Origin of the sequence: Streptosporangium sp. H16, from assembly GCF_051918855.1 — a bacterium.
Classification (GTDB): Bacteria; Actinomycetota; Actinomycetes; order Streptosporangiales; family Streptosporangiaceae; genus Streptosporangium.
On record NZ_JBPXMD010000002.1, the window covers coordinates 150,385 to 165,657 of the forward strand.

Annotated in this window: 16 protein-coding genes; 6 read left to right on the top strand and 10 right to left on the bottom strand. The window is 70.8% G+C overall.

What is annotated here, in order from left to right; translation table 11 throughout:
• Positions 1-100: 100 nt before the first annotated feature.
• Together ACTOQ2_RS03680 and ACTOQ2_RS03685 are read right to left on the bottom strand one after the other, a co-directional pair.
• Positions 101-2,341 (bottom strand): family 2 encapsulin nanocompartment cargo protein terpene cyclase, encoded by a 2,241-nt coding sequence (locus ACTOQ2_RS03680; protein WP_440098243.1) that lies wholly within the window; start codon positions 2,339-2,341, stop codon positions 101-103.
• A 359-nt stretch (positions 2,342-2,700) separates the two neighbouring features.
• Positions 2,701-2,913 carry a hypothetical protein gene (locus ACTOQ2_RS03685; protein WP_440098244.1) on the bottom strand — a complete coding sequence of 71 codons (213 nt, stop codon included), beginning with the start codon at positions 2,911-2,913 and terminating at the stop codon, positions 2,701-2,703.
• A gap of 144 nt (positions 2,914-3,057) precedes the next feature.
• On the opposite strand from ACTOQ2_RS03685, the gene ACTOQ2_RS03690 reads away from it, so the two are divergent.
• Both ACTOQ2_RS03690 and ACTOQ2_RS03695 read left to right on the top strand, forming a co-directional pair.
• Complete coding sequence (locus tag ACTOQ2_RS03690; RefSeq protein WP_440098245.1) at positions 3,058-4,056, top strand: hypothetical protein; 999 nt, start codon at positions 3,058-3,060, stop codon at positions 4,054-4,056.
• Positions 4,043-5,227: a helix-turn-helix domain-containing protein gene (locus ACTOQ2_RS03695; protein ID WP_440065843.1), complete on the top strand. Its 1,185-nt coding sequence runs from the start codon at positions 4,043-4,045 to the stop codon at positions 5,225-5,227. Before ACTOQ2_RS03690 ends, ACTOQ2_RS03695 begins: the two co-directional genes overlap by 14 nt.
• 129 nt (positions 5,228-5,356) lie before the next feature.
• Here the strand turns inward: ACTOQ2_RS03695 and ACTOQ2_RS03700 are convergent, their stop codons facing one another.
• The 7 genes from ACTOQ2_RS03700 to ACTOQ2_RS03730 all read right to left on the bottom strand — a co-directional run bounded on the left by ACTOQ2_RS03700 (position 5,357) and on the right by ACTOQ2_RS03730 (position 11,901).
• Entirely contained in the window at positions 5,357-5,581 is a 225-nt protein-coding gene (locus ACTOQ2_RS03700; RefSeq protein ID WP_440065842.1) for a hypothetical protein, read from the bottom strand.
• A 147-nt stretch (positions 5,582-5,728) separates the two neighbouring features.
• Positions 5,729-6,316, bottom strand: a complete 588-nt coding sequence (locus ACTOQ2_RS03705; RefSeq protein WP_440098247.1) for a TetR/AcrR family transcriptional regulator — start codon at positions 6,314-6,316, stop codon at positions 5,729-5,731.
• 165 nt (positions 6,317-6,481) lie between these two features.
• Entirely contained in the window at positions 6,482-6,943 is a 462-nt protein-coding gene (locus ACTOQ2_RS03710; protein WP_440065840.1) for a hypothetical protein, read from the bottom strand.
• Between the two features lie 259 nt (positions 6,944-7,202).
• Entirely contained in the window at positions 7,203-8,015 is an 813-nt protein-coding gene (locus tag ACTOQ2_RS03715) for an SAM-dependent methyltransferase (RefSeq protein WP_440098248.1), read from the bottom strand.
• 154 nt (positions 8,016-8,169) lie between these two features.
• Entirely contained in the window at positions 8,170-9,084 is a 915-nt protein-coding gene (locus ACTOQ2_RS03720; protein ID WP_440098250.1) for a helix-turn-helix domain-containing protein, read from the bottom strand.
• A gap of 263 nt (positions 9,085-9,347) precedes the next feature.
• On the bottom strand, positions 9,348-10,037 hold the full coding sequence (locus tag ACTOQ2_RS03725) for a hypothetical protein (protein WP_440098251.1): 690 nt from the start codon (positions 10,035-10,037) through the stop codon (positions 9,348-9,350).
• 370 nt (positions 10,038-10,407) lie between these two features.
• Positions 10,408-11,901, bottom strand: a complete 1,494-nt coding sequence (locus tag ACTOQ2_RS03730; protein WP_440098252.1) for an Nramp family divalent metal transporter — start codon at positions 11,899-11,901, stop codon at positions 10,408-10,410.
• Between the two features lie 239 nt (positions 11,902-12,140).
• Here ACTOQ2_RS03730 and ACTOQ2_RS03735 point away from each other — a divergent pair, with 239 nt between their 5' ends.
• Complete coding sequence (locus tag ACTOQ2_RS03735; RefSeq protein ID WP_440098254.1) at positions 12,141-12,611, top strand: PepSY domain-containing protein; 471 nt, start codon at positions 12,141-12,143, stop codon at positions 12,609-12,611.
• A 181-nt stretch (positions 12,612-12,792) separates the two neighbouring features.
• Positions 12,793-13,578, top strand: a complete 786-nt coding sequence (locus tag ACTOQ2_RS03740; protein WP_440098255.1) for an NIPSNAP family protein — start codon at positions 12,793-12,795, stop codon at positions 13,576-13,578.
• A gap of 68 nt (positions 13,579-13,646) precedes the next feature.
• Here the strand turns inward: ACTOQ2_RS03740 and ACTOQ2_RS03745 are convergent, their stop codons facing one another.
• Positions 13,647-14,312, bottom strand: a complete 666-nt coding sequence (locus ACTOQ2_RS03745; protein ID WP_440098257.1) for a hypothetical protein — start codon at positions 14,310-14,312, stop codon at positions 13,647-13,649.
• A gap of 161 nt (positions 14,313-14,473) precedes the next feature.
• On the opposite strand from ACTOQ2_RS03745, the gene ACTOQ2_RS03750 reads away from it, so the two are divergent.
• Positions 14,474-14,722: a hypothetical protein gene (locus ACTOQ2_RS03750; protein ID WP_440098259.1), complete on the top strand. Its 249-nt coding sequence runs from the start codon at positions 14,474-14,476 to the stop codon at positions 14,720-14,722.
• Between the two features lie 110 nt (positions 14,723-14,832).
• Positions 14,833-15,135, top strand: a complete 303-nt coding sequence (locus ACTOQ2_RS03755; RefSeq protein WP_440098261.1) for a hypothetical protein — start codon at positions 14,833-14,835, stop codon at positions 15,133-15,135.
• Positions 15,136-15,273 lie beyond the last annotated feature (138 nt).

A 15,273-nucleotide genomic window follows, 5' to 3' on the forward strand; every position in this document is an offset into this window, starting at 1 on the left:
CGACAGGGACAGTGAGCCGGCAAGGCCGCCCTCGCCCACCGGCCGCGCCGGCCCCGCCCGGGAGACATCGGGACGGCCCCGGCCCCGGACCCCCGCCCTGTCAGGGGAGCGGAGCCGGCACCACCCGTAGCGGCGATCCGGCGCGCGCGGCCGCGGTGCCGAGACCGGTGGGGGCGCCGACCGGGCGGACCGTCGCGGGCGGGTGGTGCAGCTCGGACTCGTCGTAGCGGCGCGTCTTCATGTGCCACAGCAGCACGCCGGCCATCCAGTCCTGCAGCTCCGCCACGTATCCGTTGAGCGTCTCCCTGGCCTCCCCGTCGAGGTCGAAGTCGTCGAAGAGAGCCGGGAGTTCGGTGGCGACGATGTGCTCGAACTGCCGCATCCGGGACGTCATCAGGTCGTTGACGATGTCGGCGGCCTGCCGCGCGTCGCAGTTCAGGAAGTCCTGGACCACCAGGACGCAGTTGTGCAGCTCGCCCTCGAACTGGATCTCCTTCTGGTACGAGCAGAGGTCGTTGACCAGGCAGGCGTAGTCGGCCGCCGAGTCGTCCAGGCCGCGCATCGTCCGGGTGTCGTAGATCTCGGGCGGCACCGCCTGGCCGTGGGCCAGCCGCGACAGGCTCATCGTGAGGTCGGAGCCGAAGGTCCTGCGGCGCATCTCGATGTAGTCGACCGGGTCGGGGACCCGGTTCTGGATGTGGTTGGCCAGCTCCCACAGCCAGCTCTCCGTCATGTCCTCGACGGCCCGGCGGAACCTGGCGCGCGCGGCCTCCGACATGGGGGCCGCCGTACGGAACCACAGGTCGGCCAGGCCCCGCTCGATCGGGTTGACCGGCGGCGGGGTGGCGGAGAGGTCCAGCGGCATGAACGCCGACAGCCGCTCGTTGAACACCTTCGCGCCCGCCATGTCGCGGCGCGGCCCGAACACGACCGGGAAGTAGTCGTCGGCGTAGGTTCCCCAGGTGAGCCAGAACGTCGAGATGTCCAGCTCGGGACCGGGGGCGTCCGGATTGATGGCGCCGGCACAGATGGCGAAGTCGTAGGCGTCGAGCTTGTGCTCGGTCCAGACGGCCAGGCCGGGGAAACCGGGGAGCTGCTCGAACATTCCCATCTCACGCGCCCATTCCACGGCGTTGCGGCGGGAGGCGTCGAGGTGGGGATTCATCCGGGCGGTGTACGGCATGTAGATCTCGGGCAGCGGCAGCGGCCCCACCTTCCGGAGGGGGACGTGGGTGTGGCTTCTGAGGCCCCCCGGCCCCGTGATGCCGGGCGCCAGCCTGATGCGCGCCGCCGAGACGCCCAGGCCGGTCGGCCCGCCGAGCAGGGCCGGGGCCACCGGGGCCGCCCGCGAGGCCCCGTTCATGTAGCGGCTGGAGCGCATGTGCCACTCGTGGCCGCCCGACTGCCAGTCCTGGAGCCCCTTGACGTAGGCGAGGACGTCGAGGCGGGACCTCAGGTCCAGGCCGTGCTCCTCGAAGAGCGGGGGCAGCTCGGTGAGAACGGTGTTCTCGAACTGGTGCAGCCGGGAGGTGATCAGGTCGTTGACGGCGTCGGCGGCCCGCTGGGTGTCGTAGCCCAGGAAGCGCTCGAAGACCAGCACGCCGTTGCTGAGCTCGCCCTCCTCGCCGACCTCCCGCTCGTAGGAGAAGAGGTCGTTGCGCAGGTGCACCGCGTCGGAGAAGGTGTCTCTCAGCACGCGCATCGGCCTGCTCGCGGCGACGGCGGCCGGCACCTCGGCGCCCGCCGCGTGCTCGACCAGGTTGGCCGACCAGGGGGCGCCGCCGACCTTGCGCCGCATCTCGACGTACTCGATCGGGTTGGCGACGCGTCCCGCGTTGATGTTGGCCAGCTCCCACAGGGACTCGTCGAGGAGGTTCTTCGTGCTCTCGACGAACCTGGCCCGCCAGTCGGCGGACATGGCCGGGATCGTGCGGGCCCACAGGTCGGCGAGGCCACGCTCCACCGGGTTCTCCGGCTCGGGGGGCGGGCCCGTGGGATGCACCGGCATGAAGACCGCCAGCCTGTCGAGGTATTCCTTGGCCCCGGTCAGGTCGCCGCTGCGCTTGAAGGTCTCCAGGAAGTGGTCGTCGAAGAAGAACACCCACACGTACCAGTCGGTGATGAGGTCGAGCTCGGCGGCGGGGGCGTCGGGGTGGGTGTAGGCGCACAGCAGGCCGTAGTCCATGGCGTCGAGCTTGTGCTCGTCCCAGATGCCGAGCTCGGGGTCGAGGATGCCCATGTCGTACGCCCAGGCCCTGGTGTGCTCGCGCGCGGTCTCCACGTGGGGGTTCAGCCTGGCCGGATACGGCAGGTAGAAGTCAGGGAGCTCGAAGGGTTGCATGTTCTGTCCTTCCATATCTGACTTCGACGCTTTCGGGAACGCCCTGGGCATCGGACGCCGGGACCGCGACGGAGTAGCGGGTGGGCGGATCGGCGAGACGGCCTGCCCTCCGGAAGCCTCGCCAGCCAGAACGTTACGCAATGACCACGGAGAGTGAAAGGGATTGCCACGAATATCCGCGGCGCGACCATGGCGCACTCCGGTCCCACCCGAGGTCAGGGTCCGGACGCGCGGGAACCCTCGCCCGTCCGGGGCCGGGGGCCGGCCAGGACAGGCGAGGGGAAGCGAGAACGAGCGGGGACGGGCGAGCACCCGGCCAGGACCGGTGAACACCCGGCCAGGACCCGGTGAGGCCTCGATCAGGACAGCTGATGCGCGCCGGCCGACGTTACGGCCAGGACGGGACGTCGCACGCCGGTCGCGAGGTCACGGAGCATGTCGGCGAACGCGAGCGCCTGCTCCGGTGTCATGCGGGGCTCGGTGCCGACGTAGAAGACCACGATGTCGCCGCTCGGGGACGTCGTGGCGGTGAACGGGAGGGACGGGGAGATGACCATGATGGGAGCAATCATTGCCTGTCCCACCGACAGTTCACAGTTCATTTACCCCCCGGCTCCTCACCCCCTACCCCTAATCCTCGCCCCTGCCGGCCCGCGACACGAGAGGCGCGCAACATCAACTAGAGCTTCGGCGGGAGTATGATGCGCGGAAATGAAGTGTCGGCGACGATCGCCCGGCACGGAACGAAGTCCGAGCGGAGGTCGCCGATGGGCGCGGGGTCGTCGTTGCCGTCCCAGGAGTCGTCCCCGAAGCCGTCCCGGGAGGGACCGGGCCTGACGAGGCCGGGCCGGGTGCCCGGCCAGGGGGCGGACCGGGTGTCGAGCTGGGCGAGCGAGCGGTTCGGCGACCGCGCCGACGCCGTACGCGGGCGGCTGGCCGCGTCGCTGCTGGAGGCGATGGGCAACGCGCAGGACGCGCAGAGTTCCGGGCACAGCGACAAGCGGTACACCTACGGCTTCACCATGATGGCCAGGCGCTACGAGGCGATCGCCGAGGGGCTGCGCGACGAGCCGGGTTTCCAGCTGGTCAGGCCGCACGGCTCGCCGCACCACCTGGTGGTCCTGGGCGGCAACCTGCTGCTGCCCTTCCGCTACGCCGAGGACGACCGCACGCCGATCTCCGAGGCCCGCGTCAGCGACGGCCGGATCTCCTCGCTGGTGCGCGAGCTGTTCGACCGGTTCGGCCCGGCGACCTCCTACCGCCAGGAGGAGCTGGACCTGGCGCTCGGGGAGGAGTCCGCCCAGCCAGCCCAGGAGGAGCTGGACCTGTCCGCGGGGGCGGACGGGCCGGCCACGGTGCGTCCCGCCCTCACCGGGCTGCCCGGCGACACCCGGCTGGTCCCGGTCGCCTACGCGGGCAACGCGCAGGCCGGCCTGCTGCGGCTCTACTGGGGCGAGGCGGAACTCATCGACGAGTTCGGCAGGATCCGGTGGCTGCACCACGAGCCGATCCCGCTGCCCGCCGCCTCTCCCGGTGCCGTCCGTGGCCTGTGGACGGCCGATCCCGGTGCCGCGTCACGCTTCGACGACGGCCTCGTACCCGCCCTCGCGTTGAGCACGAGGTCTCCGGCCGAGCGGAAGAGTGGCAAGATCTTCCCCGTAAGCAGCGAGGCACCCGAGGAAACCGTGGTCACCGGCGACAATGAGCAACCGTAACCAGCCCCCTCCGTTCGGCGCTCCCGGCGTCTCCGGGAGCGGCGGGCCGAGCCCGCAGGCCGTGGCGGACGCGTTCGACCAGGGGCGGCTGACCCAGGCGCGACAGCTCGCGGGGATGACCAAGAAGGACCTGGCCGAACGGATCGGCGTCACTCCCGCGGCGGTGGGGCAGTACGAGACGGGCATGACCCGTCCCCGGCCCGACCTCGTTCCCCGCCTGGCCGACGCGCTCGGCGTACCTCCGGCGTTCTTCCTGCTGGGCCGGCCGCACGGCAAGCTGGACGGGTCCATGGCGCATTTCAGGAGCCTGCGCTCCACCCGCGCGCACCAGCGGGCCAAGGCCGCGGCCTTCGTCGAGCAGGTGTGGGAGCTGGCCCACGCCCTGGAGAGGCAGGTCAGGCTGCCGCACGTCGCCCTCCCCGGCTTCTCCGGCGGCGAGGTCCACTCCGGCGTGGAGCTTCCCAGCGACCCCGCCCAGGCCGCCCGCGCCCTGCGGCGGCTCTGGGGGCTGGGCACCGGCCCGCTGTCGCACATCGTCCGGCACATGGAGGCTCACGGGATCGTCGTGGTCCTCCCGCCGCCCGACGAGGACGCCACCACGGTGGACGCCTTCTCCACCTCCCAGCTGCCCCGTCCGATCGTGGTGCTGACCGCCAACCGGTTCGACGACATCCACCGCTACCGCTTCACCGCCGCCCACGAGCTGGGGCACCTGGTGCTGCACGGCGACACCGCGTCAGGAGACACCCAGCAGGAGCGGGAGGCCGACGTCTTCGCCGCCGAGTTCCTGACCCCGCGCGACAGCATCCTGCCGGAGCTGCCCGGCCGCCTCGACCTGCGCAGGCTGGTCGAGCTCAAGCACACCTGGGGCGTGTCGGTCGACTCCCTGCTGTACCGCTGCCGCGAGGTCGGCCTGATCTCCGATTCGGCGGCGAGCCGCGCCTACCAGCGGCTCAAGACGCTGCGCGACCAGCCGGGCTTCGCCGCCGAGCCGATCAGCGGCTATCCCGGCGAGCAGCCCGTGCTGCTGCGCAGGGCCTTCGACCTGGCCGTCTCCGAGACCGGCCTCACCATGGCGCGACTCGCCGCCCAGCTGGCCTGGCCCGTCTCCCGGGTGCGCGAGCTGCTCGACCTGCCCGACCAGCGCCCCGCGCTGCGCCTGGTGCCCTGACTCCCCGTCCCGGCAGGCACCGGCCCCGGATGTCCGGGCCCGCGGGAAGGCGTCCAGGATCCAGCTCCGCCCCGGAGTTCCGCGTGCGGCGCGGCGAGTATCGGGGCCGCGGATCCCGGCCGGACCGCGCTACTCGTCCTCGACCCGCTCCTTGATCCATTCCAGGCCGTCCTGCCAGGAGGCGAAGGCCTGGAGATAGCGGCCGTCGCGGGCGTGGAAGATGTGATAGCGGAAATCTCCGTTGCTGCCCGTGCGAATCAGGTCGTAGAGATCGCCCTTGGAGCGATACCACACGCACTCGCCGTCAGCGGGACGCGAGGGCGATGCGTAGGCGAACTCACGTGTGATGGACATGGGACGGATGCTACGGACCGGCGAATCAGCAGGCAATGCCGTATCTATTTCATTCGGGGATAAAGTTCGCCCTCCCTGAGGACCCGGGAACCCGGCGGGAAACGCGTGCGCGAGACCACCGGCACCGGGCGAGGGGGAGCCGAGGGACTACCGCCGGCCGGCGGACGCGGCGAGCTGGTCGATCAGCATCGCCAGCCGTCGCTCGTGGTGGTCCGCCGGAAGACGGCCGCTGCGGGTGAGGGTGACGAGACCGTGCACGGAACCCCAGGCGACCTCGGCCAGGATGCCGGTGTCGCGGCCGGCGGCGAAGGCGGCGATCACCTCGCGGAACTCGGTGAAGGCGGCCTGGAGCGGGGCGGGGGTGTCGGGACGGCCGAAGGGCAGGTCGACGGCGAGGGTGAGCATGGCGTCGTACAGCGACGGGTTCAGGCGGGCGAACCCGGCGTAGGCGTGGATCAGGGCGGCGAGCGCCTCGCGCGGGGTACCGGCCGTCGCGCGGGCCTTGCCCAGCTCGGCGGCGAGCTCGGCGAAGCCCTCCAGGGCGACGGCCGCCACGATGGCGTCCTTGCCCGCGAAGTGGCTGTAGAGGACCGGCTGGCTGTATTCGATACGCTCGGCGAGACGGCGCGTCGTGACCGCCTCCCATCCCTCGGCCTCGGCCAGCTCGCGAGCGACCGTCACGATCAGCCGATGGCGTCGCGCCCGCTCGCGCTCGCGGCGCTCCTGTGTGGACATCCCGCAGATGCTAGCACCGCTATCGAGCCGATCCTCGCTAGCAATAATGCCGCTCGCATATCTAGCACCGCTATAGCAAGCGGTGCCCCGGCGGGCGGTGCCCGGACGTGCCGCGGCCCCGGCCCGCGCCGGGCGCGTTCGCCCGGCGCGGGCCGGCCGCGCTCGTCACCCGGCGGGCGGCGTGGGGGTCGGGGTCACCCGGTGGTCGGTCAGGTGCAGGTCTCCGCCCAGCGTCACGCGCAACTCGTCCAGGACCTTCCTGGCGCCGAGCACGGTCCACAGCTCCCCGACCAGGTGCGGGTTGTACTCCGGAGCCTGGTCCATCCACTGGTCCTTGCCGGACTGGGTGACGAAGGTGCTGATGAAGAACTGGCCGACGGAGGTCTTGCAGGCTCCCGTCCGGATGTCGACCGCGTCGACCTGGATCCGGGGCTTGCAGTCGACCTTCTTGGCGAGCTGCTCGACGGTTGGGGGCGGGCCCGCGGGGGCCGCGATCCCGGCCGCGGCGGCGGGGGAGCTCACGGGCTGGTCCGCGCTGCAGGCGAGGGAGAAGGACAGGGCGAGAATCACCGTGGCGACCACCCGGGCGTTCCTGGCGACACCGGTCTGGCGCGAATGTGTCAACATCCTTCAGATACGCTCACCGGCTCCGGCGGGTTCACCGTTTCCCGGCCCGGTGTCGGCCGAGGGGAGCCTGAGGGAGCCGGGGCGCCGGCGGGGCCGCGGCCCCGTCCGGTTGCGAGGTCCCGGTGTCTCGGACGGCCGCGGCCCCGTCCGGTTGCGAGGTCTCGGTGTCTTGGACGCCCGCGCCCGGGGGTCGCCGTCCGTGCGCCCCGGGGATCCTCGTCGGCGCTCCCCGGGAGGACCGCGGACGGGGGTGGACGTCCTACGGGACGCGCCCGACGGCACCCACGGTGACGGCTCCGGCTCCCGGCGGGATGACGACGTCGCCGGAGTCGGGCCGCCAGTCGTAGACGGGCACCAGGCCGGGTTCGAGCATCTCCAGCCCGTCGAACAGACCGCGGATCTGGGCGAGGGTACGGGGGAAGATGCCGCCCGCGGTGGTCGTGCCGTAGACGCCGCGGCCCTGGCGGACCTGCTCCTCGGTGAGGTCCCCCGAGGTGACGTGGGAGATCACCACGTGGCTGCCGGAGACCAGCCGCTTCCCGAAGGAGGCGGCGATGCCGGAGACCTCCTCGTCGTCGGCGACGAAGTGCAGGATGGACACCATGAGGACGGCGACCGGCTGGTCGAAGTCGATGCGCTCGCGGACGTCCGGGTGGTCGAGGATCGCCTCCGGCTCCCGCAGGTCCCCGGGGATCACGATGGTCTGCGCGTTGTCGGCGAGCAGCGCGCGGGCGTGGACGAGCACGATGGGATCGTTGTCGACGTACACGATCCGGGAGTCCGGCGCCTCGCGCAGGACGACCTGGTGCACGTTCTCCTGCGTCGGCAGACCCGTGCCGATGTCGATGAACTGGCGGATCCCCGCGGCGACGAGATGCCGCACGGTGCGCCCGAGGAAGGCGCGGTTGGAGCGCGCCACGTCCTTGACGTTGGGGACAAGCTCAACGATCTTCTCACCGGCGATCCGGTCGGAGGCGAAGTTGTCCTTGCCGCCCAGGTAGTAGTCATACATACGGGCCACACTCGGGACCGCAGGGTCGATTCCCGGCGGAGCCTGCTCGTGCTCAGTCATGTCCTCGCCTTCACCACGTCTTTCCCGCATGGTAGACGAGCGACCGACACCTTTAGATCATGAACCGATATTTCACCTGATAACTGGACCAGTCAGCTTCCAGTCATCAGACATCGCAATTCCCGTGAAACCATGCCAAGCCCGGTCAGCCCGGTCAGCCCGAGAGCTCCTCGCGGAGGTCGCGCAGGAACCCCTTGCTCTCGGAGACGGAGTACGCCTGGATGCACAGGCGGTCCATGACCTGCATGTAGTGGTCGGTCTCCTCGAGCTTGTCCACGTACAGGGCGCTCGTCAGCTGCTCCATGTAGACCACGTCGGGCAGGTCCCGCTCGGGGAAGCGCAGGATGGAGAACGGGCCACCGGCCGCGGCGTGACCGCCCCGATCGAACGGCATGATCTGCAGCCTGACGTTGGGCATCTCGACGACGTCGAGCAGGTGGTCGATCTGGGCGCGCAGCACCTGGGGCCCGCCGATGGGCCGGCGCAGCACGGCCTCGTCCATCACGGCCCAGAGCGTCGGGGCGTCCGGCCTGGTCAGGCGCTCCTGACGGGCCATGCGGAGCGCGACGCGGCGGTCGACCTCGTCCGCGGCGGCGCCGCCGTGCACGAGCATGATGACGGCCCGCGCGTATTCGGGACTCTGCAGCAGGCCGGGGATGAACTGCACCTCGTAGGTCCGGACGATCGAGGCGGCCTCTTCGAGCCCGACGTAGACCTCGAACCAGTTGGGGAGCAGATCTCCGTACTTGTGCCACCAGCCGGGGGCGTTGGCCTGGCGGGCCAGCGTGAGCAGCGGGGCCCTTTCCTCGGTATCGGTCACCCCGTACATCGTCAGCAGGTCCGCGACATCGCGTTCCTTGAAGCCGACCCTCCCGAGCTCCAGCCGGCTGATCTTGGCGTGGGAGGCGCGGATGGCGTAACCGGCCTGCTCGCGAGTGATGTCCCTGGCGACGCGCAGCCTCCGCAGCTGGGCTCCCAGAAGAATTCGCAGGATGGTGGGGCCGCCACCGCCCGCGTACGCGAGAACGCCACCTTGCTCGCCGCTGTCTTCCGCGGTCTGTCTGGCCATGTGGGCTCCCTGTCGCACCTTTCTACGGTGCCACAGTTTCACATATACAACGCGTTTCGCACAGCTCCGTTGCACAAGCACTTGCGTATGCACTTGCAACCGCAAGTGCATACCGAGACAAATCTCCTTCCCGCCGCTTTCCCGCCCGGCGAACCACATCCGAAACCCCTCGGCGCCACGGTCCCGGCGCGAGGTCGCTCAACGCCACTGTCCCGGCGCGAAACCTCTCGTCTCCACGGGTCCCGACCCGAGGTCACCCGGCGCTACAGCCCCGACGCGAGATCGTACGTGTCCTCGCGCATGTCGCCGCGCGCGTCGCCGCGGAAGGCTCCCCGGCTCGCGGCGGCACGGCGCGACAACATGCCGCGCACGATGTCGCACAGCTCGCTCATCTCCCTCGGCGACAGCACCCGGCTGAGACGGCGCTCGACCACGCCACCGCTCAACGGTTCCGGCGCCCTCGTCATGTTGAGATAGCCGGACAGGAACGCGATCCTGAACAGCTTCTCCTGCGAGGGCGACTCGGCGGAGGACCGGCCGGGCACCTTGACCGGCCTCGCCGCGTCCGCCCCGTCACCGGGCACCTCCAGCCCGGGAAGCAGCAGGTGGGCGGCGGCGCGTTGCAGGGCGAGCCCGTACGCGCGCATGGATCCGTCAGGCGAGAAGGAGACGATCGAGCGCCCGACCGCCTCGGCGGAGTCCGGCGACAGGTCGGCGATGCCGGTCTCCTCACCGAGGCAGGTGTAGACGCGCACCACCTGCTCCCCCACGTACCCCGGCTGGACGTGCTGGGAGAGCGTGACGGTCACCGTGGACCCGTCGGGGTTGCGCAACTCGGCGATGTCGGCCGCGTGGGTGACGTACGTGGTGGAGTGCTCGCGCTCGCACCACGGGGGGCACGAGGCCCCGGAGCGGGGGCGAAGAGTCCCGACGGAGGCCGTGATGTCGTCCATCCCAATCCTTCCAGCGTGGAGGTCCGCGTCATCGAGGGCGTGCGGGCACGACGGCGGATCGCGCCCGGCCGCGAGCCGGGACCACAGCTCGGGTCCAGCCTCGCGCCACCGGTTTCGAGGTCGCTTTCGCCAGCAGGTACGCAGGATCGGCGTGCCGGGTTCAGCCGACGTCACCCGCCCCCTTCACCGCCGTCCTCCCCCGCCGTCGCACCGCGTCCCCGCGACGGAGGTCCGGCACGGGGACGCGGGGACGGGGGGACGGGGGGACGGGGGGACGGGGGGACACGGGGACATGACCGGCCAGGACAGGAGCGGCCGGACCGGAGAGGGATCGGCGGGCTCGGGAAGGGATCGGCGGGCTCGGGAGGGGTCAGAAGGTGACCAGCGGATCGCCGATGAAGTCGGCGATGAAGTTGACGAAGAAGAAGCCGAAGAACAGGAAGTTCAGCACCAGGATCACGTAGTGCCACCAGCGGGGACGTGCCGGGCGGGGCAACCTGGCGTTGAGGTACATGAGCATGAACGGATAGATCAGCGCGCCCAGGTTGGACATGTTGGCCGACCACTGCACCAGGCTCACCGGGAGTGCCAGGTGCAGCACGACGGCGATGACCACCAGCAGCCCGAACATGAACGGGTAGTAGAACCTGCGGGGATCGCCCTCGATGAGCACCCGCAGCCGGGGGCTGGTGGCGTGGGCGGCGTCGGTCACCACCCGGACCATCGCCTCGAAGATGCCGAGCTGGGTGGAGAAGAGGATCAGCACTCCCAGGATCAGCGCGCCGACGAACATGGCCTGGCCGTATTCGTCGCCCAGGGCACTCGCCACGAACGTCGGGACGTTCTCCTGGGTCGGCCGCTCGCCGGACAGCTCGACCGCCCTGGACATCAGGATGGTGGGCAGCAGCATCCCGAGGACGGCCCCGACGAAGAAGACGCCCCACATGTCGACCAGCAGCAGGCGGTACCAGCGGCGCCAGCGGCCCGCGTTGGCGGCGTCGTCCGGGAAGGTCACGCCGCTGGCCAGCAGCTCGCTCTTCGGCCCGCGCATCCCGGCGATGAACCCGGTCCGGTAGCCCATGCCGTAGCCCTTGTCGCGGTAGTGGCCCATGACGTACCAGTTCAGCCCGGAGGCGAGCGCGGTGAACCCGGCCAGCCCGCCGAGCTGGGTGGCGGTGATCCCCGCCGGTGGCGCCGCGGGGGTGACGAAACCGCGGATCGCGTCCCACCAGATCTCGAACGGCACCACGAACAGGTCGACGACCAGCAGCGCGACCAGGATCGCGCCGATCATGCCCCAGTTGGCGAGTTCCAGGGCCCGGCTGATCTTGCGGGCGGCGGCGGTGATGACGAAGACGAGCAGGAGCAGGCCGATCGCCCACAGCCGGGGTTCCTCGGCTCCGGCGGGCGCGACCTCCCCGTGGACGAGCGCGTAGACGCCCTGCCCGGCGGCGGCGGCCCAGCCTCCGGCGATGAACGCGAAGATGACGACGAAGACCGAGAGCGGCACCCAGAGCCGGAAGCCGGGCGGGACCCGCCCCCAGCCGACCACCGGTGTCTCACCGGTGGCCACGACGTAGCGCGAGCACTCGACGTTGTAGAAGGTCTGCAGGATGGCCGAGACCAGGATGACCCAGCCCACCCCGACGAACCCGTACTGACCGACGGCCTGCGGCCCCAGCAGCCACTCGCCGCTGCCGATGGAGATGCCGAGCGCGATGAGGCTGGGACCGACGGCGTACTTGAACAACTCCTTCTTGCCGAGCCGGGAGACTCCGAAGACCTCCTCGGGCTCGGGCAGGTCCGCGACGGCGAGATCCGGGCGGCTGACTCCGAGCGGATGGGACCGGGTGACTTCAGTCATGGCGATCCTCCAGGGTTGGAACCCCCCTGCTCCGACAGTGATCCTCTGACCGCACTTCGGCAAGACCCCATTCGTGATGTTCCTGCGGTCATCTCCCTGTCTTCCCGTGCGGTCCTCGGCGACGGATCGCACCGAGGCGGGTACGGGAGGACAGGGAACCGGAACCGCTCGACGGCCTTAACCTGCCTTTAGGGTTTCCGCAGCGTGCCGCTAACGGGAGCCCCGGCAGGCTTGGGGACATGCGAAACACGACGAAACTCACCATCGCCGCCGCCGGACTTCTCGCCGTCGTCTCCGGAGGCGGCGCAGTAGCCTTCGCCGGAACCGCGACGCCCACCCCGGCCCCCAGCGGTACGGCGACGACTCCCGCACCGGTGACCGAGACGCCCGGGACCCGGACCACTCCCGCGACCCCCGCGCCCGGCGAGGCGGAGGCCAAGGTCAAGCGGGACGCGGCCATCAAGATCGCTCAGGACAAGGCGCCCGGCGCCAAGCTCGTCAAGGCCGAGTTCGACGGCGACGAGACTCCCACCAGCTGGGAGATCGAGCTCCTCGAGGGTGACGTCGAGCACGAGTTCGACATCGACGCCACCAGCGGCGCGATCCTGGAGCAGGACCAGGAGACCGAGACCGCCGCCGAGCGGGCCGCCGACGACACCGACGACACTGATGACGCCAACGACACCGACGACGACCAGGACGACGACTGACGGGAATACGACTGGCGGCGAAGGAGCCCGTGACACCTCGCGTGTCACGGGCTCCGCGCTCGAACCGGCCGGACACGACGGTGGCGGCCCGGCCACGGGAGCAGGTCACTGACGCAAGGTGTCAGTGACCTGCTCCTAGCATGCGGGCACCACTGAGCAGTTTCGGGAAGGACCGACCACGGTGACGAACGACGCCCGTCACGGGCAGGCGGAGAACACCTGCTGCCCGATCCTCGAACTGAGGCGGTACACGCTGCACCCCGGCAGGAGGGACGACCTGGTCACCCTGTTCGACAGGGAGTTCGTCGAGTCCCAGGAGGCCGTGGGCATGCGCGTCGTCGGCCAGTTCCGCGACCGGGACGACCCGGAGAGGTTCGTCTGGCTGCGCGGGTTCCGTGACATGGAGTCGCGGGCCGGGGCGCTGGCGGCCTTCTACGGAGGACCGGTGTGGAAGGCCCACCGCGACGAGGCCAACGGGACGATGATCGACTCGGACGACGTCCTGCTGCTCCGCCCGGCGGCCCCGGGAGCGGGCTTCGACCTGTCGGGCGCCGCCCGCCCTTCGGCGGACGGCGCGGCGACGGCCGGTCCCCCGGCCGGCGACGAGGCGACCTCGTCGTGGTTCACCGCGACGGTCTGCCACCCGGACGTACCCGGCGATGAGTTCGCCCGGTTCTTCGACGACCGGGTGGCACCGCTGCTGGCGGAGACGGGCGCCGCCCCGCTGGCCCGCCTGCGGACCGAACACGCCGAGAACACCTACCCCGCCCTGCCGGTACGGACCGGCGAGGACGTCTTCGTGTGGTTCTCCGCCTTCGCGAGCCGGGAACGGCACGACGAGCACGCCGCGCGGCTCGCGCGGTCGGCGAGGTGGACACGGGAAGTGCTTCCCGAGCTGTCGGCGCGCCTGGTCGCTCCTCCCGAGCGGCTGAACCTTGCGCCGACGGCGAGATCCCTGCTCCGCTGACATGGAGCGCGGGCGAGACTCCACCGACCCGGGCCGTGCGCGAGACTCCGCCGTACCCGCCCCGGCGGTCAGCGTCGCCGTACCCGGTAGGCGAGAGCCGTGAGAGCGGCGATCCCCACAAGCGCCGCCGGCACGTACGGGGGCCGCCACCAGGTTTCCGGCTCCACGACCGCGACGGTGGTCGTCTCCACCGGTGAGCCTCCGGCGGGCGCCGCCGCCGGAGTGGCGACGGGCGTGGGGCCGGCGAACTCGGAGGGAGTGCCGTCGCCGACGGGGACGCCCGGCGGGCGGATCACGCCCCAGTAGTCCCGCTGCGGCTGGGCGGCGATCGACCGCTTGAGGTCCTCGGGAAGCGGGGCGACCTCCAGCCGGCCGGGCACCGTCAGGGTGCCGATCCGGTGGGGCGCGAACCAGCCCTGGATCCCCTCCACCTCCCAGGTGCCCTTGGGCAGGGAGACCGCGGCGGCGTAGTGGGCGGGCTCCTTCAGCTCCACGCCGGAGAACGTGAAACTCCTCGTGCCGTCGGTGAACTTCAGCGCGACCTCGCCCAGGTCGCCGCCCTCGTACGGGTGGGTGCCGTGCTGGAGCAGCCAGAAGCCGAGAGTGTACGTCGTGTCCGGGCTCGTCACCGGGACCGGGTCCATCACGGTGAGTGCCCAGCCTCCCGCCCGCGCCGGGGCGCCGAGGGCCAGGAGGGGGACGATGAACGCCAGGAGGAAAAGGATTCTTCTCATGCGGGAGGTACACCGGCCGGGCCTGCCGGGTTCCCGCCGCCGCGCGGAGCGCCTCCCGGCCACCGAGGCCTCGGAACCGGCGAGCGGGACCGGGTGAGCAGGACCGGGTGAGACGGCCAGAACCGTGGAGTCGAGGCCGAAAGCAGGGGTATGGACAGCAAATGAGCCTTCAGGAAGAACTGCGGCAGGTCGAAGAGGACCTGGAGAGACTGCGTGCCGAGGTCGCCGACATGCGAAGGCAGGTCGGGGAGGTCGGCCCCACCGACCCCACCGAGCGGTCGATGATGATCAACCAGGCCGACGAGCAGGAGATCCTCGTCGGCGAGCTCGAAGCCAGGCGCGAGGACCTCCTCAAACGCCTCGGCGGGGAGGGCGAGCGCGACCACGCGAGACCGCGCGAGACGACATAGGACGGCGGGACCCGCACGCCCGGAGATGGCGCCACCTGCGGTTCGTCACATTCGGTTATCCGCGATGTCCCGGGGTAACCATAAGAACGAACCATCATCAGGGGGATGAAATGATCAATATGCTTCACAAGATGGGCGTGAAGTCCAGCATGATGTACGTCGCCGGGCTCGCCTCGATCGGCGCGTCGGTCGCGGTGTGGTTCACGTCGAACTCGAAGGAGAAGGCGGGAGTCGACCGGGCGGACCGGTGGGGGATCTTCATCGGCGAGTGGGCGCCGACCTTCTTCGCGATGGGAGTCGCCCTGCGCCTGGAGGAGAATCGCGAGGAGATGCGGTCCTCCATCGAGCAGGAGTCGCTCCGCGGCTCGTACACCGACACCGAGGGCAGGATTCCCTCGCGCGCGGGCGTGTAGCCCCGCCGCTGGACGATCGGAGGCAGGGCGCGTCCGAGGGACGCGTCCTGCCTCCGCGTGCGCTCGTCACCCTCGTCCGGGTTCCTGCCCCGCCCGTCCGGCCCCTGTCCCCGCCGCCGCTCCCGTCCGGCTCCCACG

What these genes read in the sequence shown, in the direction of transcription:
- ACTOQ2_RS03735 (WP_440098254.1), top strand. Translation starts at nt 12,141, where the DNA reads ATGCGAAACACGACGAAACTCACCATCGCCGCCGCCGGACTTCTCGCC.
- ACTOQ2_RS03710 (WP_440065840.1), bottom strand. Translation starts at nt 6,943, where the DNA reads ATGTTGACACATTCGCGCCAGACCGGTGTCGCCAGGAACGCCCGGGTG.
- ACTOQ2_RS03695 (WP_440065843.1), top strand. Translation starts at nt 4,043, where the DNA reads ATGAGCAACCGTAACCAGCCCCCTCCGTTCGGCGCTCCCGGCGTCTCC.
- ACTOQ2_RS03730 (WP_440098252.1), bottom strand. Translation starts at nt 11,901, where the DNA reads ATGACTGAAGTCACCCGGTCCCATCCGCTCGGAGTCAGCCGCCCGGAT.
- ACTOQ2_RS03750 (WP_440098259.1), top strand. Translation starts at nt 14,474, where the DNA reads ATGAGCCTTCAGGAAGAACTGCGGCAGGTCGAAGAGGACCTGGAGAGA.
- ACTOQ2_RS03720 (WP_440098250.1), bottom strand. Translation starts at nt 9,084, where the DNA reads ATGGCCAGACAGACCGCGGAAGACAGCGGCGAGCAAGGTGGCGTTCTC.
- ACTOQ2_RS03725 (WP_440098251.1), bottom strand. Translation starts at nt 10,037, where the DNA reads ATGGACGACATCACGGCCTCCGTCGGGACTCTTCGCCCCCGCTCCGGG.
- ACTOQ2_RS03680 (WP_440098243.1), bottom strand. Translation starts at nt 2,341, where the DNA reads ATGCAACCCTTCGAGCTCCCTGACTTCTACCTGCCGTATCCGGCCAGG.
- ACTOQ2_RS03705 (WP_440098247.1), bottom strand. Translation starts at nt 6,316, where the DNA reads ATGTCCACACAGGAGCGCCGCGAGCGCGAGCGGGCGCGACGCCATCGG.
- ACTOQ2_RS03715 (WP_440098248.1), bottom strand. Translation starts at nt 8,015, where the DNA reads ATGACTGAGCACGAGCAGGCTCCGCCGGGAATCGACCCTGCGGTCCCG.
- ACTOQ2_RS03685 (WP_440098244.1), bottom strand. Translation starts at nt 2,913, where the DNA reads ATGATTGCTCCCATCATGGTCATCTCCCCGTCCCTCCCGTTCACCGCC.
- ACTOQ2_RS03745 (WP_440098257.1), bottom strand. Translation starts at nt 14,312, where the DNA reads ATGAGAAGAATCCTTTTCCTCCTGGCGTTCATCGTCCCCCTCCTGGCC.
- ACTOQ2_RS03700 (WP_440065842.1), bottom strand. Translation starts at nt 5,581, where the DNA reads ATGTCCATCACACGTGAGTTCGCCTACGCATCGCCCTCGCGTCCCGCT.
- ACTOQ2_RS03755 (WP_440098261.1), top strand. Translation starts at nt 14,833, where the DNA reads ATGATCAATATGCTTCACAAGATGGGCGTGAAGTCCAGCATGATGTAC.